This is a genomic window from Pseudomonas helleri, from assembly GCF_009600315.1.
Taxonomy (GTDB): Bacteria; Pseudomonadota; Gammaproteobacteria; order Pseudomonadales; family Pseudomonadaceae; genus Aquipseudomonas; species Aquipseudomonas helleri_A.
Genome location: NZ_WIWC01000016.1, coordinates 78930 through 99421, shown reverse-complemented (window position 1 = coordinate 99421; position 20492 = coordinate 78930). Strand labels below are relative to the sequence as shown.

The window sequence follows — 20492 nt, the reverse complement described above, 5'->3', positions numbered from 1 at the left end:
GCCTACCGCCCCGCCAGCGCCCGCCGCAGCACCCGGCCCGGTCAAGGAAACCGCTGCCGTATCCGGGTTGGCGAGCCTGGGCAACCCGCCGCCGGAATATCCATCTCTGGCGTTGCGCCGCAGTTGGGAAGGCACCGTGGTATTGCGCATCAAAGTGTTGCCCAACGGCCGTGCTGGCACCGTGGAAGTGACCAAGTCCAGCGGCAAACAAGCGTTGGATGACGCAGCGGTCGAAGCCGTACGCAACTGGAAGTTTGTCCCGGCCAAACGCGGTGACACGCCCATAGAAGGTTTTGCCACCCAAACCATCGCTTTCAAATTACCGGAATAACCCTGTCGGTTACCGACACTTACCTATTTAGACACTGTGCGAGGTGTAGCCATGAACGAGTCGATGTCTTCCATGATTGTCCCTGGAGTGCTGTGGGCACTGGTGCTGTTTTCGGTGGTGAGCTGGGCCTTGCTGCTCATCAAGTCATCGCAATACCTGCGTCAGAAATCCCAGAACAACCAGTTCAGCAAAGCGTTCTGGGCCGCGCCCGATCTACTCACAGCTGCCGAACACGCCAGCCAGTATCCCGGCTCTTTGGCGCGCATTGCCAACAGCGGCTTTGAAGCCATGATCGTCGATGACACACCGCGCAATACTCAACAACTGGCGCACACCATCAACCGTTCAGACCGTCTGGAACGCAACCTGCGCCAGCAGATTCAAAAGGAACGCCGCGCATTGGAAAGCGGCCAGGCGATTCTCGCCAGTATCGGCAGCACCGCGCCCTTCATCGGCCTGTTCGGGACGGTGTGGGGCATCATGGAAGCCCTGCAAAGCATCGGCGCCAGCGGTTCGGCCAGCCTTGAAACCGTGGCTGGCCCTATCGGTCATGCACTGATCGCCACTGGTGTGGGCATCGCCGTCGCTGTACCCGCTGTGCTGATTTACAACTTCTTCCTGCGCCGCCTGAAACTGGCCTCGGCCAATATGGACGACTTCGCCCACGACTTTGACGCCCTCGCTCAGCGCAGCGCGTTCGCCATCGACCGTCAGGCCATTTCCAACAAGCGCACCGCTGTGCGGGAGGCGAGCTGATGTCTTTCTCAACCCAGGACAGCGACGAAGTCCTCAGTGAAATGAACGTCACCCCTCTGGTGGATGTGATGCTGGTGCTGCTGGTGGTGTTTATCGTCACCACACCGATGATGACCAACGCCATCAAAATCAACTTGCCCAAGACCGACGCCGTGGTTTCCGAGCAAAAGAAAGACCCGGTGGTGGTCAGTGTTGACCAGGACGGCAAGTTCTTTCTGGCCAAGAACGAAGTGGCCCCTGAACTGCTGGAAAAAAGTCTTCAGGAAGTGAAAGCCAAGGACCCGGAAGTACGCGTGCAGTTGCAGGCGGACGAAGGCGTCAATTACGGCCAGGTGGCCAAGGCCATGGCCTCCATCGAGCGCTCGGGCATCAGCAAGATTTCCGTGATGACGGCCAAATGAGGCCCTCACCCCAACCCTCTCCCAAAGGGCGAGGGAGCTGACAGGTGGCGTTGCGCAAATAGGCTTCTGCTTTTAGCCCCCTCTACCTCCGGGAGAGGGCTGGGGTGAGGGGCTTTTAACTCCACAGGCTACACCTGCCGCGCAAGGGCCACTTAGCCCCTGCAGGTGAGCGGCTTGCTTGAAGAAAGTGTTTCACACCGGGTCGACACAACCCATCTGGAGTCATGAGGGCCCATAAGGCCATTCCAATAAACGTCTATAAAAGTCGGAAGTAACCATGCAGATGAAGCGTTCAGGTTTCACCCTCAAGCCCCTCGTTGCCAGCCTGCAACGGCATCGATTCGTGCCTTTGTACGTCATGGCGCTGGGTATAAGCGCAGGACAGCTACAGGCCGCTGAAGCCACCGCCGCCGAGGATTCGTCCAGCGCTGTCGCCGTCAGCGCAGATGCGGTGGCCGCACCCGCCACCACGCAACTGGACCGCGTCGAAGTCACCGGCTCGGCCATACGCCGGGTCGATGCCGAAACCGCGGTGCCCATCACCATTCTGCGCGTCGAACAATTGCGCAATGAGGGTGTGACCACCACAGCAGAAATCATGCAGCGCGTGACCGGCAACCAGAGCCTGCAAAACGCCGCCAGCTCGGTCGGCAGCTCAACCGGCGGCGCCAGTTTTGCCGACATGCGCGGCATCGGCGCCAACAAAACCCTGGTGCTGCTCAATGGCCGCCGTCTGGGCAACAACGCCATCGACGGTTCGGCGGTTGACCTGAACACCATCCCGTTTGCTGCCATCGACCGCGTCGAAGTGCTGCGCGACGGCGCCTCGGCCCTGTACGGCACCGACGCCATTGGCGGCGTGATCAACTTCATCACCAAAAAATCCATGACCGACGGCACCCTGTCGCTGGGCGGTGAAGGCGCAGATGCCAGTGGCGGTGGCAGCAGCCACGACCTCAACGCCAGCTGGGGTTATGGCAACCTGGAGAAAGACCGCTTCAACATCATGGGCGTGGTGGGTTACAACAAGCAGGACAGCCTGCGGGCCAAGGACCGCACCTTTGCCACGGCCTACGACCCCGGCCGTGGTCTGGACGGAACCTCCGGCACCTCCTTCCCGGCCAACTACGGCCAAAACGGTGTCACCACCAACCCGCTGGCAGGCAGCGACTGCAACGGGCCGAATCTGGTGTCACGTCAGGGGGGGTGCCGCTTCAGCACGCGCAACTACATCGACTTGATCCCCGAGACCGAAAAAACCTCATTTTTTGGTCGGGCCACCGGCAAAATCACCGACGAAGACAACGTCAACCTCGAGTACTTCTTTGCGCGCAACAACAATGCCACCTCATTAGGCCCAGCGCCCCTTAGCGGTTTGACCATGGACCCGACCTCCCCTTACTACCCCGGCAATGGCGTGACCCCCGGCTCAACCATCCCCGGTTTCGATCCGACCCAACCGATTGATCTGAACTGGCGTGAAACCGCTGCCGGTGCCCGCCAATCCAAGGACCAGAACACCAGCCAGCGTCTGGTGCTGAGCTTCGACGGTGTCGCCAAGGGTTGGGATTACAACGTCGGCGCGTCGTATAACCAGAACCAGGTCGTATCCAGCCTCACCAACGGCTATATCAGCGATGCCGCCATGATCGACGGCATTGCCAACGGCATCATCAACCCGTTCGGTCCGCAAACGGCTGCCGGGCAGGCGCTGATCGATTCCAGCCGCTACCACGGCCAGTACTCCTCATCCGTAGGCCGCGTGACAGGGCTGGACGGTCGCATGAGCCGTGAAATCGGTGACTGGTTCGGCGCCGGGCCTTCCGGCCTGGCCATCGGTGGCGAATTCCGGCAGGAGAAATTCCATCAGGAATACGAGCCCTATCTCTCCGACGTCGGCAGCCTGGGCGTCACCTCGGACGCCAGTGTTCAGGGCGATCGCACCGTCAAGGCGGTTTACACCGAGCTGAACGTGCCGGTACTCGACAGCCTCGAACTGTCCGCCGCCGTGCGCCACGACAAATACAGCGACTTCGGCAGCACCACCAACCCGAAATACTCGTTCCGCTACCAGCCGGTTAAAGAACTGGTGGTGCGCGGTGCCTACAGTGAAGGGTTTCGTGCACCGTCACTTTACGAGCTGTACAACACGCCCTACACCACCTACACCCAAGGCAGCTACAACGACCCGGTTCTGTGCGCCGGCGGTGTCGTACAACCCGGCGGCAACGCCGGACGCGACTGCGGCCAGCAATTTCTCAACCGCACCGGCGGCAACACCCAACTGTCCCCCGAAAAAGCCCGTAACGTGACCGTGGGTTTTGTCTATCAACCGATGCGCAACCTGTCGGTGGGGCTTGATTTCTGGTGGATTCATATCGCCAACCAGATTGAGGAGTTCCCTGAGTCCACGGTATTCGACGAGCCGGATCAGTACGCCGACCGCTATGTGCGTAACGCCGACGGTTCTCTGGACTACGTGCAGACCGGTCTGGCCAACCTGGGTGCGGTTAAAACCAGCGGTGTCGACGTGTCGATGGATTACAAATTCCCCAATACCCCTTACGGCCAGTTTGGCCTGGGCCTGCAAGGCACGTACGTCTCGCGCTATGACTACCAGACCACCATTGGCGGTTCGTACACTGACCGCGTCGATGCCTTTGAAGGCACGGGCGTGGTTTCGCGCTGGAAGCACGTGCTGAGCGGCACCTGGAACCTGGGCGCCTACCGTGCCTCGTTGGTCAACCGCTTCACCAGTGGTTATGACGACTACGACACCGAGACCCACTCTCGTGTAGCGTCTTACACGCTGTGGGACATCTCCGGGGGTTACACCTTCAACAAAACCGTGGACCTGGACGTGGGGATCAAAAACATGTTTGACCGCAACCCGCCGTTCACCAATCAGACCTACAACTTCCAGACCGGATACGATCCACGTTATGCCGATCCAATGGGCCGTACGTTCTTCGCCCGTGCCACCTATCACTTTTGAGTGAACGCCGGTGCTGGCACACTCCAGCCAGCACCGGTTTAACTGCGAATTCGCGACCCCGCCGCGTTTTAACGCGCAATGCGGCGGGGATTTTTACACGCAGTCAATGGTTCAACACGCGGTACAAGGAAGCCCAATGATGTCTGCATTTTTCCTGCCCCTGCTCCGTTCGCTGTTTGTGCCCGTGCTGTCTTGCCTGTGCCTGAGCGTCAACGCCGCGCCCAGTCAGGCCATGACGGTCTATGGCGAAGCGGCCAAATACCCGGCCAATTTCCAGCACTTCGACTACGTCAATCCGAACGCGCCCAAAGGCGGTTCGCTGAGTCGCACGTCGATGGAAATCGGTCAGTTCACCTACCTATCGCCGTATATCGACCAAGGCACCGGTGTCGCCCAGGTCGATCAGTGGGTGAACTCCCCCTTGGCGTTCCGTTCGCTGGATGAGCCCTATACGGTTTACGGGCTTATCGCGCAAAAAATGGAACGCGACCCGGACGGCCTTTGGGTGCGTTTCTTCCTGAACCCCAAGGCACGCTTTGCTGACGACACCCCGATCACCGCGCAAGACGTGGCCTTTACCTACGACACCCTGATGACCAAAGGCAGCCTGAGCTATCGCATGCTTTACGGCGAGGTCAAGGACCGGGTTATCGAAGGCCCGCTGCAAATTCGCTTCGACTTCAAGAACAACCAGAACCGTACCTTGGCGCTGGATCTGGCGAGCATGCACATCCTGCCGGAACACTGGTGGAAGACCCGCGACTTCGCTGCTGGAGGTGGCTACGAGCCGCCGCTGGGCAGCGGCCCCTATGTGGTCTCCCATGTCGACGCAGGCCGCAGTGTCAGTTTTGAGCGCAACAAAAACTGGTGGGCCAAAGACTTGCCGGTGAGCAAAGGCCTGTACAACTTCGATCGCTTGAAAGTGATGTTTTACAGCGACATCGACGTCGCCCGCGAAATGCTCAAAGCCGGCGCGTTCGATTACAACCGCGAGTTTTCCGCGACCGGGTTCAGCATCGGTTATGCCAGCCCGGTGCTCAGCGACGGGCGCCTGCAAAAAGGCGTGTTCGCCAAGGAAAAACCCAGCGCCGGACAAGGCTTTACCTTCAACCTGCAAAACCCGTTTTTTCAGGATCGCCGGGTACGCGAGGCGCTGAGCCTGCTGTGGGATTTTGAATGGACCAACAAGCAGATGATGCGCAACTTCTATGTCCGCGCGCAGAGCTACTTCCCCAAAAGCGAAATGTCCGCCACTGCCCTGCCCGACGCCCGTGAGCTGGAAATTCTCGAACCCTTGCGCGGGCAGATCCCCGATGAAGTGTTCACTCAGGTGTACCAGGCACCGAAAACCGATGGCAGCGGTTATATCCGCGACAAACAACTGCAAGCCCTGGCGCTGCTCAAGGAAGCGGGCTGGACACCCAAAAACAACCTGCTGGTCAACGCCAAGGGCGAACCGCTGCGATTCACCTTTCTCGACAGCCCCAGCGGCTTTGATCGCATGGTCTTGCCCTGGAAACGCACGCTGGCGCAAATCGGCATCACCATGGACATTCGCAAAGTCGACTCTGCGCAGTACATCAACCGCACCAACGCCCGTGACTACGACATGATGGTCGGCCAGTTCCCTCGCAACGGCCAGCCGATCGTCTCGCCCGGCCGTGAGCTGTACGACATGTTTGGCTCACGCAGCGCCACCCAGGCGGGCGCGTCCAACAACATGGTGCTGCGCAACCCGGCCGTCGACAGCCTGATCGACGGGCTGGTGCAAGCCACCAGCCGTGACGAGATGGTGCATTACACCCGCGCCCTCGACCGCGTATTGCTGTGGAACTACTACATGATTCCTCACTACTACTCGGTCGGCACCCCGACGGTGTACCTGAACCGCTTCGGCCAACCCGCCAAGGAGGCCAAATTCGATGAAGGCCTGGACACCTGGTGGGAAGTCAGCAAAACCCCGTTAACCAATGCGGCGTTTGGCCAGGCCAGCGCACAGTCGGAGGGTCATTGAGATGTGGCACTACATCAGCCGTCGCCTGTTACTCATCATCCCCACCCTGCTGTGCATTCTGGTGGTCAACTTTCTAATCGTGCAGGCCGCCCCCGGCGGCCCGGTGGATCAAGCCATCGCCCGCTTGCAGGGCTTCGGTGGTGGTGCCGTAGGCGGGGGTGGCGGCGAAATGGCCGCGTCCGCCGGTGGGGCCAGCCGCAGCAGCCGTGGCCTTGACCCGGCCCTGATCGAAGAAATCACCAAACACTACGGCTTCGACAAACCCATGCACGAGCGTCTGTGGCTGATGCTCAAGAACTACGCGCAACTGGACTTCGGCACCAGCTTCTTTCGCGGGGCCAAGGTCACTGACCTGATCCTGCAAAAGTTACCGGTGTCCATCTCGCTGGGCTTATGGGCCACCTTGATCACCTACCTGATTTCAATCCCGCTGGGTATCCGCAAGGCCATTCACAACGGCAGCGCCTTCGATGTGTGGACCAGCACCGCGATCATCATCGGCTACGCCATGCCGGCCTTCCTGTTCGCCATTTTGTTGATCGTGGTGTTTGCTGGCGGCAGTTACGTCAGCTGGTTTCCGGTGCAGGGCATGGTCTCCGACAACTTCGACAGCCTGAGCTTGTTCGGCAAAATCGGCGATTACCTGTGGCACATGGTGCTGCCCGTGTCGGCGCTGGTCATCGGCGGTTTCGCCACGCTGACCATCCTCACCAAAAACAGCTTCCTCAACGAAATCAGCCGCCAATACGTGGTCACTGCTCGGGCCAAGGGCCTGACCGAACGCCGTGTGCTCTACGGCCACGTCATGCGCAACGCCATGCTGTTGGTGGTCGCCGGGATTCCCCAGGCGCTGATCGAAGTGTTCTTTGCCGGTTCCCTGCTGATCGAAACCATCTTCAACCTCGACGGCATCGGCCGCATGAGCTACGAAGCCGCTGTGTCACGGGACTATCCGGTGGTGTTCGGCACGTTGTTTCTGTTCACCCTGTTCGGCCTGCTGATCAAGCTGATTGGCGACCTCTGCTACACGCTGCTCGATCCCCGAATTGATTTCTCGGCGAGGACTGTCTGATGTTTACCCTCTCCCCCCTTGGCCGTCGCCGTCTCAAACACTTCAAGGCCAACCGCCGTGGCTGGTGGTCGCTATGGATTTTTATCGCCCTGTTCGTGCTGTGCCTGGGCGGTGAACTGATCGCCAACGACAAACCCTTGGCGGTTCACTACAAAGACCAGTGGTATTTCCCGATTGTCTCCCACCACCTCGAAACCGACTTTGGCGGCGAATTACCCTTTGAGCCCGATTACAGCAGCGACTACGTGCGCAAGCTGATTGCCGATCAGGGTGGCTGGATGCTCTTCGCCCCCATCCCGTTCAGCTACGACACCGTCAACTACGACCTCAAGGAACCCGCCCCCAGCCCGCCCAGCGCCACTAACTGGCTGGGCACTGACGATCAGGCCCGGGACGTGTTGGCCCGAGTGATCTTCGGCGCGCGAATTTCCATTCTGTTTGCCTTGATCCTGACTGCCATCAGTACCGTAATCGGCATTACTGCCGGCGCCTTGCAGGGCTTCTATGGCGGTCTGGTCGACCTGTTTGGCCAGCGGGTGCAGGAAATCTGGGCCGGGTTGCCGGTGCTGTACCTGCTGATCATTCTGTCCGGTTTTGTCGCGCCGAGTTTCTGGTGGTTGCTGGGCATCATGGCGCTGTTCAGCTGGCTGGCGCTGGTGGACGTGGTGCGCGCTGAATTCTTGCGCGGGCGCAGCCTGGAATACGTAAAAGCGGCCCGGGCTCTGGGCTTGACCGACGGCGCACTGATGCGTCGGCACATCCTGCCCAACGCCATGACCTCCACCCTGACCTACCTGCCTTTTATCCTCACCGGTGCCATCGCCACCCTCACCGCTCTGGATTTTCTCGGCTTTGGCATGCCGCCGGGCAGCGCTTCGCTGGGTGAACTGATCGGCCAGGCCAAACACAACCTGCAAGCGCCCTGGCTGGGCTTGACCGCGTTTTGTGCGTTGGCACTGATTCTGTCACTCCTGGTGTTTATCGGCGAAGCCTGCCGCGATGCCTTCGACCCCCGGACTTGATAAATGAGCACTGACATGAGCGAAAACCTGATTGAAATACGCGACCTGCGGGTCAGTTTTGGCGGCAAGGAAGTGGTGCACGGCATCAACCTCGACATCCGCCGCGGCGAGTGCCTGGCGCTGGTGGGCGAGTCGGGTTCAGGCAAGTCCGTAACCGCGCACTCAATCCTGCGCCTGCTGCCCGGCAAGGACGTGCAGACACAAGGCAGCATCCGTTATGACGGGGCAGATTTGGTGACGGCCAGCGACAGCCAATTGCGCAGCCTGCGCGGCAACCGGATTGCGATGATTTTTCAGGAACCGATGACCTCGCTCAACCCGCTGCACACCGTGCTAAAACAGATCAGCGAAATTCTCATCACCCACAAAGGCCTGAAAAACCGCGCCGCCCGCGCCCGCACACTTGAACTGCTGGAACTGGTCGGCATACGTGACCCGCAACATCGCCTCAATGCCTACCCGCACCAACTGTCCGGCGGTCAGCGACAACGGGTAATGATTGCCATGGCGCTGGCCAACGAGCCGGAACTGTTGATCGCCGATGAACCGACCACGGCGCTGGACGTCACCGTGCAACAGAAAATTCTTGAACTGCTGATCGACCTGCAACAGCGGTTGGACATGTCGTTACTGCTGATCAGCCATGACCTTAATCTGGTGCGTAAAATCGCCCAGCGCGTGTGCGTCATGCGCGGCGGTGAAATAGTCGAACATGCCCATTGCCAAGCCTTGTTCAAAGAGCCCAAACACCCCTACAGCCGCATGCTGATCGAAGCCGAACCCAGCGGTCATCCGGTCACCAGCGAATACCGGCATAACCTGCTGCAAGTCGACAACCTCAAAGTCTGGTTCCCGTTGCCCAAGCCGTTGTTCAGCCGGGAGCGGCACTACATCAAGGCCGTGGACGGGGTCAGTTTTGAACTCAAAAAAGGCCGCACTCTGGGCATCGTCGGCGAGTCCGGTTCCGGCAAATCCACCTTGGGACAGGCGATACTGCGGCTGGTGGACAGCGAGGGCGACATTCGCTTCGCCAACAAACAACTGAACCTGCTCAACCAGAACCTGCTGCGCCCATTGCGCAGGCAAATGCAGGTGGTCTTTCAAGACCCGTTTGGCAGCCTCAGCCCGCGCATGTCAGTGCAGCAAATCATCAGCGAAGGGTTGTTGGCCCACGGTATAGGCACCGTGCCAGAGCGCGAGGCAGCGGTGATCCGGGTCTTGCAGGAAGTGGGGTTGGACCCGGACAGCCGCCATCGTTACCCCCACGAGTTTTCCGGAGGCCAGCGTCAACGGATCTCCATCGCCCGGGCGTTGATCATGGAACCGGCGTTGATCCTGCTGGACGAACCCACCTCGGCGCTTGACCGCACAGTACAGAAGCAAGTGGTTGACCTGCTGCGCGACCTGCAAGCCCGGCATGGCCTGACGTATCTGTTTATCAGCCATGACCTGGCCGTGGTGCATGCGTTGGCGCACGACATGATCGTGATCAAGGAGGGCAAAGTGGTGGAGCAAGGGGATGCGCATTCAATCTTTGCCGACCCGCAACATCCTTATACGCGGGAGTTACTGCACGCCAGCAGTTTGAAAGTGCCAGAACGGCCGATAGACGCCGTATTGGCATAACGGCAGAACGACAGTTCAAGTGCAGTGCTTTGGCTTTTGCTTTTGCTTTTGCTTTTGCTTTTGATCTATCGCCCCGTCGGGAGGCCGAGAGGAGGTTTCGCGGAGTGGGTCGACCGGCATGGATGCCGGGAGAGCCGTGTTGGGCCATGGATGGCCCGTCACGGCGTGCCCACGGAGCGGGACCGGAGCGAGGGAACTTGAGCGCAGCGAAAGCCGTACGTAGGGGCAAGGACCTTTTGGTGACTTTTGGGGCTGTTTGCCAAAAGTTACTCGCTGTAAAAGCGAAACCAATATTTCAGTAAGACGCTAATAATGGATATGTACTCAATACCACTGTTGTGAGACATCGAGTACATATCCATTTGATTTATTAATACTTTTCTACGGGTTCCGCCCTTACGGCGGCTCACTTTTGGCAAACAGCTGAATGTCGGACCACCCAAAAGTAAGCAAAAGGTCCTTGCCCCTGCGTACGGCCCTCGCTGCGCTCAGGTTCCCTCACTCCGGTCCCGCTCCGTGGGCACGCTGCGACGGGCCATCCTTGGCCCGATCGCAGCTCTCCCGGCATCCATGCCGGTCGACCCACTACGCAGAACCTCCATTCGGCCTCCCGATGGGGCGGCAGATCAAGATCAAGATCAAGATCAAAAGCAGAGCAAAAGCAGAGCAAAAGCAGATAACAATCTAGCTCAGGCTCCGGTGTCGCAGCGTCCAGTCTCTACCGTGTTCCGCCACCAGCTCTGACTGGCAAGACCGTCCTGTATCTTCTGCTCTTGAAGGGCCAACGATGCCTGCCAAACACGCATTTTTTCATCGATCACCTGCACCAACACCTTCTCCTGGCGCATCACAGCCAAGAGTTCTTGCTGTATGCGATCAAGGGTTTGCTCAGCCAGTTTCAACTCTCGCACCTGCAAGTTATTCATGGCGTGCAACGTCGCCTTATATTGCTGCACGTTATGGCGCTGCAACGGTGTGCTGGTCACACTGTTGACGTCGCACAGACGGGTCAGCGCAGCAATATTGTTGCGATAACGCCGGCAGAGGTTTTGCTGGTACGTCACCCGCCCCATTACCTGCCGCACTTGCAGGGCGCGCAGCCCGGCCAGTCGATTAAGCACTCTGATGCGGTCTTTCATACCTTGCCCACTCCTTTACCCTCGCCTTACCTGACGATGCTTTGCAGCGTTTCAATGCAGGCTTTCAGCTCGGCGCTGGCGCCCACGTCCTGACGCAAAAAACGCTCGATGTTAGGCGCCAGTTTCACCGCACGGTCTGTGCCGGGGTCCATCCCCGGTGTATAGCCGCCCAACGGAATCAACTCCCTGATGCCGTCATACAGGCTGGCGTACTCCTTGAACTGGCGGGCGGCGTTGAGGTGCTTTCGATCAGTGATCTGGCTCATGCAGCGACTCACGGAAGCCGCCACATCAATGGCCGGGTAATGACCGACATCGGCCAGTTTGCGCGACAACACTATATGACCGTCGAGGATGGCCCGGGCACAGTCGACAATCGGGTCTTGATGATCATCGCCTTCTGCCAGCACGGTGTAGAGCGCACTCAAGCTGCCCGTGGCGCCCTCGCCGTTGCCTGCGCTTTCAACCAGTTCGGGCAACATCCCGAACACTGACGGTGGATAGCCTTTGGTCGCGGGGGGCTCGCCAAGCGCCAGGGCAATTTCGCGCTGGGCCATGGCATAACGCGTGAGGGAGTCCACCAGTAACAGCACGTCATGCCCCTGATCGCGAAAGTAAGCCGCAATGCTGTGGCACAACTCGGCGGCTTTAAGGCGCATTAACGGTGATTCGTTGGCGGGAGCCACGACCACCACGGCCTTGCGCAATCCCTCAGGGCCAAGCGAATGCTGAATGAACTCCTGTACTTCGCGACCCCGCTCTCCGATCAACCCGACCACCACCACGTCGGCCTTGGTCTGGCGGGTGATCATGCCCAGCAGTACGCTTTTGCCCACACCGCTACCGGCAAATAACCCCACGCGCTGGCCTTTGCCCAGTGTCAACAAGCCGTTGATGGCGCGCACGCCCACGTCCAACGGTTCGGTGACCGGCTGACGCTTGAGCGGACTGACCTTGGGCAATTCGGTGGTCAGGGCATCTCGCCCGCCCAGTTTGCCCCGTTCATCCATTGGCTCGCCCAGCCCGTTAAGAACCCGACCCAGCCAGGATTCATCTATCTGCAAGGCGGCATCATCGCGGGCTGGGAACACGCGCGAACTGGAGCTCAAGCCCAAGGGTTTTTTGAACGGCATCAAGTAGGTGATGTCTCGATTGAAACCCACCACTTGTGCATCCAGCAAGCTGCCATCGGCCTGTTCAATGTAGCAGCGCTGCCCCGTCACCCGCTGGCAGCCAATGCTTTCGAGCAGCATGCCCGACATGCGCACCAGCCTGCCGCTGACCTTGGCCAGTTGCACAGCGTCCAGTGAGCGCAACGCCTCGTCCAGCTTGAACTGTTTGAGCACAGGTCATTCCTCTATCAGGTGCAGGTGCTCGCTGAGGGTCGCTACACACGCATCCAAGCGCTGCTGGCAACCCACATCGACCTCCGCTTGAGGGGTGGCGATGCGGCACTCGCCCAAGGCCAGGGTTTCATCGGCCACCAGACGCCAGGCGGCGGCGCGATCAGGCGCCAAATCCTTGATGCGGGCAAACTCTTGCGGGTGCAACTGGATGTGTACGTCTTCAGATTCCAGCGCCATGCCTGACAATGCCTCTTCGGCCAAGGTCAACAATTGCATGGGGCTCAAGGTCAGCTCGCAACGGATCACCTGCTCACTGACCTTTTTCACCAACGCCAGCAATTCTTCACGGCGTTTGAGCTCGAACTCAGCCATAAAGGTGCGCAATTGGTTATTGGTCGCTTGCAGCGGCGCGCTGGCTTGATCGAACGCCAGCCGGCCATCGCGTTGCCCTTGAGCCAGCCCTTGTTTGAGTCCCTCTTCATGGCCCGCAGTAAAACCTTGCTGATGGCCGGACTCACGACCTTGCGCCAGACCTTCCAGATAGCCTTTTTCATTGCCCTCCTGAAACCCTTCGGCGACGGCCCGCTGAAACGCAATCGGGTCATTGATCAGCGCTTGCGCTTCAAGGTCAGGCAAAGGCGAAAATCGATACGGGCGCCACTCAACACTGGCGGCTTTTACCACTTTGATCGACACGCGATACCCCTCACTCAACCGTTTGCTCACGGAATAACTGCACAGGCAAGTCGCCTACAGTCGCCATTTCACGGACGACCGCCATGATCTCTTTGCGCACTTGTTCAACGCGGCTGCGGGGCACCGGCCCCTGCCTGCGGTTTTGTGCTTCCATCTGCTGCATCTGGCGGCGCGGCATCGCGCCTTGAATCGCCTTGACCAAGGCCGGCTCGGCCCCTTTGAGTGCGACGACCCATTCACTCAACGGGATGGCTTCAAGCAAGGTTTGCAGCACGTCCTGGGTTTGCCGGGAGAGTATGAAAAAGTCATACATCTCATCTTCAATGCGTTCAACCAGCGACGTGTCCTGAGCTCGCAGCAGTTCAAACATCTGCTCACGGTCGCCCTTGTAACGGTTCAGGATGTCGGCCGCCTGCTTGACGCCGCGCACTTGGGAACCCTGGGCGGACAACACCGAGAGGCTGCGTTCGATCAGTTGCTCCAGCTCCTTGATCACATCGCTGTTGATTTCGCTGAGGTTGGCGATGCGGAACAATAGCTCGTCGCGGCGCCAGTCCGGCATGTGTTCAAGCACTTCGCTGGCCATGCCCGGCGGTAGAAAGGCCAGAAAAACCGCCTGCATTTGCGCATGTTCATTGGCGATCAGGGTGGCGAACTGTTTGGGGTCGACCCATTCGAGCTTAACCATTTTTGCGCGTATTTCTTCGCCGTAGATGCTGTCCAGCAAGCTGCGGGTGATGTCACTGCCCAAGGCTTTACCGAGCATGCCCGACAGGTAACTGCGCGAAGCGCCTTTGATGCTGCTCTGCTCTTTGTAGTCATCAAAAAACCGGCAGATGACTTCCGACACCATCGGTTGTTTGACATTACTGAGGCGCGCCATGGCCTGGCTGATGATGACAATTTCTTCGCGGGAAAAATGCTTGAGCACCCCCGCACACACGCCATCACCCATGCTCAGCATGAGAATGGCCGCTTGTTCGAGTGAGCTCATGCTGCGGTTCTGCGCCGTACGTGCGCGCAGCTCCTGCATGACGTCAGTTGGACGAGGGGAGACTGCTTTCATTGCGACCTATCCATTGTTTGAGCACTTCCGATACACGTTCGGGGTCATTTTCAGCCAGCATTTGCAAGTGTTCGACCTGTAATTCAAGCCCCGACCCCGCCGCTGGCAGTTGAATTTCAGACAGCGGATTCAGTTCGCCGAGCATGCTCGGTCTGTTCTGGGTAGCCAGGCTTGGGGGCAGTGCCCGCTCATCACCCTCGCTGCCCAGTTTTAACGGGTCATGACCCTGCACGTGTTGCCCCTGCGTGCGCCCCAGCAAGCGGGACAGTACCGGACGTACCACCAGCAACAGCAGCAATAAACTGACAAGCGCGATCACGCCCAGTTTGACCAGCTCAAGGAACCTCTCCTGCTGCCACCAGACAGGGGGAGCCACAGACATGTCCGCTGCCGCAAAAGGGAACACGCTCAAGGTCAGGACGTCGCCGCGAGCGGCGTTGAAACCCACCGCACTCTTTAACATCGCCTCCAGCTCTGCACGGGCGGCAGGCGGCCAGCCGCCATCTGCTTCAGGACTGCCATTGAGCACCACGGCAATGCTTTGGCTGCGCACATTGAAGGATGAGTGTTTGACGTGGGTGACGCTCTGGTCGTAATCCAGCTTGCGGTTCGATTCCTTGCGCAGTGAGGTGGTGCCCTTGTCGGCAGCATCCGGGGCCGTGCCAGCCGCAGGCGCTGTGCCTCCGGACGGCGGCACCGGGCGATTGCTGAGCGACCCCGGCACACCCAGCGCCAGTTGGTCGAGCACACTTTCATCACGCAGCTCTTCGTTGCGCACGTGCGGCGTAGCACCGAACGCCTGAAGGGTTTCTTCTTTCTGGCTGAAGTCTATGTCGGCGGCCACGCTTATCCGGTAGTTGCCATTGCCTAAAATCGGCGCCAGCACCTGTTCGGCATTGCCCGTGACCCGCTGCTGATAGTCTTCGACCTGCTGGCGGCTCTGCTGCGGCCCGCTATCACCCTCAGTGAGGCCACGGGACAACAAGGTTCCGTACTGGTCCACCACACTGACGTCTGCGACCTCAAGCTTGGGCACGCTGTTGGCCACCAGGCTGGCAATTGCACCGACCTGTTCAGGGCTGAGTTTGGCCCCCGCGTTCATCTGCACCATCACCGAGGCCTTGGCAGGCTCACGATTGCTGATGACGAATGAATTGCTCTCTTGCAACGCCAGGTGAACGCGCGCGCCATCAACCCCCTTAAGGCTCATGATGGTGCGGGCCAGTTCACCCTCGAGGCTGCGCTTAAGCCGTACATCCTGTACAAACTGGCTGGTGCCCAGCGGCTCGTCCTTATCGAACAGACCGTAACCGACCGGCACCGCCACCTGCACACCTTTGGCACTGAGCAACATGCGCGCACGCGCCAGATCAGTGTCGCGGACCAGAATCTGGCCGCTTTGCGGGTGCAGCTGATAAGCGATTTGATCGGCATCCAACACCTGCATCACTTGTGCCGCAGGATAGGCTTCGCCGGCACCATAGAGTGGGCGCAATGAGTCCTGATCGCGCCACAGGTACATCACCGCGCTGATTGCCAGTAGCGCCGCGACGCCGGCCATCAAACCCAACGCAATCCGCGGATCACGTTTGAACCCGGCGAGCAGCGCCCTGAATTTTTCGTTGATTGTTTGCAGCACGTCAGCACTCATTGTCGTTACACCGGCATTCTCATCACGTCATCAAATGCCGTGGTCAATTTATTGCGTACTTGCAACAACGCACTGAACGCTACGCTCGCTTTCTGGCTTTCTATCATCGCGCCCGCGAGGTTGTCGTTCAGCCCGCTGTCCACAGCGGCCATCGCGTTGCTCGCCACATGCTGCTGGGCGTCCACCGCTTTTAGCGCCTGATCGAAGGCCAGACCAATGCCTGCTTCAGCGCCCTGATCAAACAGGGCAGGCGGTTGAATGACGGGGTTTTGCAGCAGGCTTTTGGCCTGTTCCATCTGGCCCAGCATCTGTTGCTGGACACTTTGGATTGAGGTCATGGGTAGGTCTCCATCGCTTTGGCCAAGGGGGGTTTAATTTACAGGGCAGGCTCAAACCGGCATCGGTACGCCCTGATCGCGCATGGCGCTCAGGCGATAACGCAGGGCTCGCGGGGTCATGCCAAGGCTCTGCGCGGCCTTGCTTTTGTGGCCGTCGCATTTGCGAATGGCATCCAGCACATGCTGGTATTCAGCCCATTTTCCTGTTGCACGCAACGCCGCTTTGCCGTGGGACAAGGTGTTCTGAGGCGTGTTCTGAGGCAAAGCGCCAACGCTGTCTTGCAGAGGGCTGCAAAGCCCCAGGTCGCGGGGTTGAATAAAGAGTCCTTTGCGCAACACCAATGCACGTTGCAGGGTGTTTTCCAGCTCACGCACATTGCCCGGCCAGTCGTGTTGCAAAAGCACCTGACAGGCCTCATCAGTGAGCAGGTCATCGCGATTGTCCTGCGCGGCGTACTGGCCAATAAAGCGTCTGGCCAAGGCCAGAATGTCCTCTCGGCGCTCACGCAACGGGGTGATGTGCAAAGGCAGCACATCAAGGCGAAACATCAGATCGGCACGGTACCTGCCCGCGGCCACCTCGCCGCCAAGATCGCGGTTGGTGGCAGCAATAATGCGCACGTCCAGGGTAATTTCCTTTTGCCCGCCGAGTCGTTCGACGCGCTGTTCCTGGAGCACACGCAGCAATTTGGCTTGCAAGCCCAGTGGCAACTCACCGATTTCATCCAGCAATAGCGTGCCGCCATTGGCCATTTCGAACTTTCCCGGCTGCACGCTGACAGCCCCGGTAAAAGCTCCGCGCTCGTGACCAAACAACAACGATTCAAGCATTTGCTCGGGGATGGCGGCGCAATTGACGGCCACAAAAGGCGCATTGGCCGTTGAAGAAAACCGATGGATATAACGTGCCAGCATCTCTTTGCCGGTGCCTGTCTCGCCCGTGATCATGATCGGCGCTCGTGTACCTGCCAGCCGCTGGGCCATTGCCAACAGGCGTCGACTGGCCGTTGAACAGGAGATAAAACTGTCCTGCACACTGGCCGACGCGGCTTGACGCTCCAGCAAGGCTTTTATCTGCGACGCGCAGAACGGGGCTAGCAGGTAATCGACACAGCCGCTGTCCATCAAGGCCGCCGCCCTGTCCTGCTCGGCGTATTCGACAACGGGTATCACACTGATATGCGCTGCACGACGAATCAGATGAGCCACATCGGTGTGCAATAACTGCGGGTTATAACCGCTGACCACAATAAACACCAACGTGGCGTTTGCGAGCAGTGGCGGCCCAAGTTGCGCACAACTTTCATGGCACTCTACCGTTCGCTGTTGCTGTGTCAAACAGTCGACCAGTTTTGAATAGCCACGGCACTCCGGGTGCCCGACAACAATGACAGCCGAAGGCGATGTCGTTGTTTTAGAGTGCCCAACACTGGAATAACTCAACGCACTATTGACTGATCTCACCGTAAGTTCCTGCTCTATACATCGCCTTACTTCAGGCGGTTGACCGATATACCCGAAGGCTGACTCATGACACTTTTATTACACCGCCCCGCACTCACTAAACTAAAACTTGTGCACGGTCGTTTTACAGCGACGACACTGACGAACATTACCTTTGCCCCCCGCACGAAGGAAAATCATGAATCATCAAATCTTCAACGGGCGTATCAAACTCTTGTCAAATGGGACTTTTGATAGTTTTTGATTAGCCAGCCGTGCGCATATTCCTTAGCGTTTGCCCCATTCAGTGACCCTACAAAAGTAGTAATCAGAGCATGTTGCAATCACCATGACGCCTCATACACCTCGTACAAAAGTTCACCATTCGGTGCCCGCTGAAGTCCTCACGTTTTTAAAGCCTGAGAAACTGGGGCGGCATTACCATAAAGTGCCTGGCTATATAAAAAGTGTCACCAACAAGTATGCCCGCGTTATTCCCGATTACTTTCTGAGCCAGTACCGAATCAATAGCAACTTGCAGCAGGTGCGTATTCACGAACACTTTACGCGCGCGGCCGACTGTCGTTACCACACTGAAATTGGCACCTTGGGTTTTAGTATTGACCGCCCTCTAGTGGCTGAGTTACTTGAACGTTATTACGGCGGTATTAGCCCCACAGGCCAGAATGACCCGCCGGTCAGCGCGTCGGAAACCCGCCTGCTCGCAAGAATGGGCATCGACCTATGCCAGCTATGCGCGCAGATGCTCAACGGAGGTTTGCCGCTGGAGCACATTGACGACGCGGTCAGTACCTATGAAGAGATTCACTGGGGCTATTGCGTCGAGTTTGTATTTGGCGACCTGGAAGCGGGCGTCGACGCTTCGGTCCACCTGTTTCTCGATACCCACGCCGTAGACGAGCTCACCCGCCACCTCAGCGAACTTGCGCCAGCCACGGCGGCGCCCGACGAGCAACGTATCAGCCAACTGCCGGTGCGCCTGGACTGCGTTCTGGTGCGTATGCAAATGCCATTGGCCAGCGTTCTGGCATTGAACGTCGATGACATTGTGATGGTGCGTTTGCTGGAACGCTGCGAAGTGCACATCAAACAACAAAAATTGTTCTACGCGACGCTCGCCGAAGATGACGGCGCCTTGTATTTAACCTCACTGGACAGTGTCAAAAGCCCATGAACCCTTCCCTTAGCGATACCGAACTGGACAGTTTGCTTGATGAGACTCAGCTTGACCTCGAGCCTGAGCCCCCTCTGCCCGCCGCCCCTGCCCGTGAGCCACTGCCTCAGCAGGACTTGAAGTTTTTCGGCCAGATTCCGGTCAATGTGACTCTCGAAGTGGCCTCCACCGACATCACGTTGCGCGAGTTGATGGAGGTGGACATCAGCAGTGTCATCGCCCTCGACAAACTGGCCGGCGCGCCGCTGGATGTGAAGGTCAACGGCGCCCTCTTTGCCAAAGCTGAAGTGGTGGTGGTCAATGGCAACTATGGCTTGAGGATCGTTGAGCTGTGTGGCTCTAACCTCAGCGACTTGCGCGGATGAGCCGTTTCAAACAGGTCGCCCGGTGCTGCCTGGTGCTACTCGCGGTGCTGATGCCGCTGCCCGCCGTGGCTGCCAGCGGTGACATTTCGCTGTTCAGCCTCAATGACAGCGAAACCGGCCAGGTGCTGAGCATCAAGCTGCAAATCCTGATCATGATGACCCTGCTCGGCTTTCTGCCCGCCATGCTCATGATGATGACCAGCTTTACCCGTTTTATTATCGTGCTGGCCATCTTGCGCCAGGCGCTGGGCTTGCAGCAAAGCCCACCCAACCAGATTTTGATCGGCATTGCCCTGTGCCTGACCATGCTGGTCATGCGCCCCGTGTGGACGCACATCTACACCGAAGCCTATGTGCCTTTTCAAAGCGATCAGATTTCCATGGAGCAAGGGCTCGACGTGGCCAAGAAGCGCATCAGCGGTTTCATGTTGGCGCAAACCAACACCGCATCGCTCGAAACCATGGTGGCGCTGGCCAACGAACCTTTGCCGCAGAACCTGGAAACCCTGGATTTCTCCTTGCTGCTCCCGGCCTTCGTGCTCAGCGAGGTCAAAGCCGCTTTTCAACTGGGCTTTATGATTTTCCTGCCGTTCCTGGTGATTGATCTGGTGGTGGCCAGTGTACTGATGGCCATGGGCATGATGATGCTCTCGCCCATGATGATTTCGCTGCCCTTCAAGTTGATGGTGTTTGTGTTGGTCGACGGCTGGGCACTGCTGGTGGGCACCCTGACCTCCAGCATTCAACCCTTTGGAGGTGGCTGATGCTGACACCGGAAATCGCCGCAGGCCTTGTCAGCAATGCGATTCAGATCACCGCGCTGATCGTCTGCGTGCTGGTGGTGCCGAGCCTGTTGGGGGGGCTGGTGGTCAGCGTGTTTCAGGCCGCCACCCAGATCAATGAGCAAATGCTCAGCTTCTTGCCGCGCCTGCTGATCACCCTCGGCATGCTCATCTGGGGCGGCAACTGGATCTTGCGCACCCTCAGCGACCTGTTTATCGAAACCTTCAAGCAAGCCGGAACCTTGGTGGGCTGA

General features: G+C 58.7%; 19 protein-coding genes. 12 read left to right on the top strand and 7 right to left on the bottom strand.

Annotation, left to right across the window (positions count from 1 at the left end; genetic code table 11):
* From GHN86_RS12145 to GHN86_RS12110, 8 genes are all read left to right on the top strand, one after another.
* Positions 1 to 331 (top strand): energy transducer TonB (locus GHN86_RS12145; RefSeq protein ID WP_153386658.1); only part of this gene is annotated, 331 nt, incomplete at its 5' end.
* 51 nt (positions 332 to 382) lie between these two features.
* Positions 383 to 1087 carry a MotA/TolQ/ExbB proton channel family protein gene (locus GHN86_RS12140; RefSeq protein WP_153383151.1) on the top strand — a complete coding sequence of 235 codons (705 nt, stop codon included), beginning with the start codon at positions 383 to 385 and terminating at the stop codon, positions 1085 to 1087.
* On the top strand, positions 1087 to 1488 hold the full coding sequence (locus GHN86_RS12135) for an ExbD/TolR family protein (RefSeq protein WP_122783591.1): 402 nt from the start codon (positions 1087 to 1089) through the stop codon (positions 1486 to 1488). Before GHN86_RS12140 ends, GHN86_RS12135 begins: the two co-directional genes overlap by 1 nt.
* 277 nt (positions 1489 to 1765) lie before the next feature.
* Positions 1766 to 4483 (top strand): TonB-dependent receptor, encoded by a 2718-nt coding sequence (locus GHN86_RS12130; protein WP_153383149.1) that lies wholly within the window; start codon positions 1766 to 1768, stop codon positions 4481 to 4483.
* A 136-nt stretch (positions 4484 to 4619) separates the two neighbouring features.
* Positions 4620 to 6497 carry an extracellular solute-binding protein gene (locus GHN86_RS12125; RefSeq protein ID WP_153386656.1) on the top strand — a complete coding sequence of 626 codons (1878 nt, stop codon included), beginning with the start codon at positions 4620 to 4622 and terminating at the stop codon, positions 6495 to 6497.
* 1 nt (position 6498) lies between these two features.
* The gene (locus GHN86_RS12120; RefSeq protein ID WP_153386654.1) at positions 6499 to 7569 is read left to right on the top strand and encodes a microcin C ABC transporter permease YejB; all 1071 of its coding nucleotides are present in this window, start codon (positions 6499 to 6501) and stop codon (positions 7567 to 7569) included.
* Entirely contained in the window at positions 7569 to 8591 is a 1023-nt protein-coding gene (locus tag GHN86_RS12115; RefSeq protein ID WP_153386652.1) for an ABC transporter permease, read from the top strand. Before GHN86_RS12120 ends, GHN86_RS12115 begins: the two co-directional genes overlap by 1 nt.
* Before the next feature lie 15 nt (positions 8592 to 8606).
* On the top strand, positions 8607 to 10217 hold the full coding sequence (locus GHN86_RS12110; RefSeq protein WP_153383211.1) for an ABC transporter ATP-binding protein: 1611 nt from the start codon (positions 8607 to 8609) through the stop codon (positions 10215 to 10217).
* A gap of 689 nt (positions 10218 to 10906) precedes the next feature.
* Here GHN86_RS12110 and GHN86_RS12105 read toward each other — a convergent pair.
* From GHN86_RS12105 to GHN86_RS12075, 7 genes are read right to left on the bottom strand one after another with little or no spacing between them, the layout of a single operon-like run.
* On the bottom strand, positions 10907 to 11356 hold the full coding sequence (locus GHN86_RS12105; RefSeq protein ID WP_153378776.1) for a flagellar FliJ family protein: 450 nt from the start codon (positions 11354 to 11356) through the stop codon (positions 10907 to 10909).
* Positions 11357 to 11382: 26 nt separating this feature from the next.
* Positions 11383 to 12702 carry a flagellar protein export ATPase FliI gene (gene fliI / locus GHN86_RS12100; RefSeq protein WP_323369284.1) on the bottom strand — a complete coding sequence of 440 codons (1320 nt, stop codon included), beginning with the start codon at positions 12700 to 12702 and terminating at the stop codon, positions 11383 to 11385.
* Positions 12703 to 12705: 3 nt separating this feature from the next.
* Positions 12706 to 13398: a flagellar assembly protein FliH gene (gene fliH, locus GHN86_RS12095; RefSeq protein WP_323369285.1), complete on the bottom strand. Its 693-nt coding sequence runs from the start codon at positions 13396 to 13398 to the stop codon at positions 12706 to 12708.
* A gap of 10 nt (positions 13399 to 13408) precedes the next feature.
* Positions 13409 to 14464 carry a FliG C-terminal domain-containing protein gene (locus GHN86_RS12090; protein WP_153378777.1) on the bottom strand — a complete coding sequence of 352 codons (1056 nt, stop codon included), beginning with the start codon at positions 14462 to 14464 and terminating at the stop codon, positions 13409 to 13411.
* Positions 14436 to 16103 (bottom strand): flagellar basal-body MS-ring/collar protein FliF, encoded by a 1668-nt coding sequence (fliF, locus tag GHN86_RS12085; RefSeq protein ID WP_397462593.1) that lies wholly within the window; start codon positions 16101 to 16103, stop codon positions 14436 to 14438. The genes GHN86_RS12090 and fliF overlap by 29 nt, the downstream gene beginning before the upstream one ends.
* Before the next feature lie 17 nt (positions 16104 to 16120).
* A complete protein-coding gene (locus GHN86_RS12080) occupies positions 16121 to 16453 on the bottom strand; it encodes a flagellar hook-basal body complex protein FliE (RefSeq protein WP_153378779.1) in 333 nt (110 codons plus the stop codon).
* 51 nt (positions 16454 to 16504) lie between these two features.
* A complete protein-coding gene (locus GHN86_RS12075; RefSeq protein ID WP_153386662.1) occupies positions 16505 to 17896 on the bottom strand; it encodes a sigma-54-dependent transcriptional regulator in 1392 nt (463 codons plus the stop codon).
* Between the two features lie 349 nt (positions 17897 to 18245).
* Between GHN86_RS12075 and GHN86_RS12070 the strand changes: the two genes are divergently transcribed.
* Genes GHN86_RS12070 through GHN86_RS12055 form a run of 4 tightly spaced genes read left to right on the top strand, consistent with a single transcriptional unit; the run spans position 18246 to position 20492 of the window.
* Entirely contained in the window at positions 18246 to 19091 is an 846-nt protein-coding gene (locus tag GHN86_RS12070) for a FliM/FliN family flagellar motor switch protein (protein WP_153378780.1), read from the top strand.
* Entirely contained in the window at positions 19088 to 19456 is a 369-nt protein-coding gene (gene fliN / locus GHN86_RS12065) for a flagellar motor switch protein FliN (RefSeq protein WP_153378781.1), read from the top strand. The genes GHN86_RS12070 and fliN overlap by 4 nt, the downstream gene beginning before the upstream one ends.
* Positions 19453 to 20220 carry a flagellar type III secretion system pore protein FliP gene (gene fliP / locus GHN86_RS12060; protein ID WP_153378782.1) on the top strand — a complete coding sequence of 256 codons (768 nt, stop codon included), beginning with the start codon at positions 19453 to 19455 and terminating at the stop codon, positions 20218 to 20220. Before fliN ends, fliP begins: the two co-directional genes overlap by 4 nt.
* Positions 20220 to 20492: a flagellar biosynthetic protein FliQ gene (locus tag GHN86_RS12055; RefSeq protein WP_122782738.1), complete on the top strand. Its 273-nt coding sequence runs from the start codon at positions 20220 to 20222 to the stop codon at positions 20490 to 20492. Before fliP ends, GHN86_RS12055 begins: the two co-directional genes overlap by 1 nt.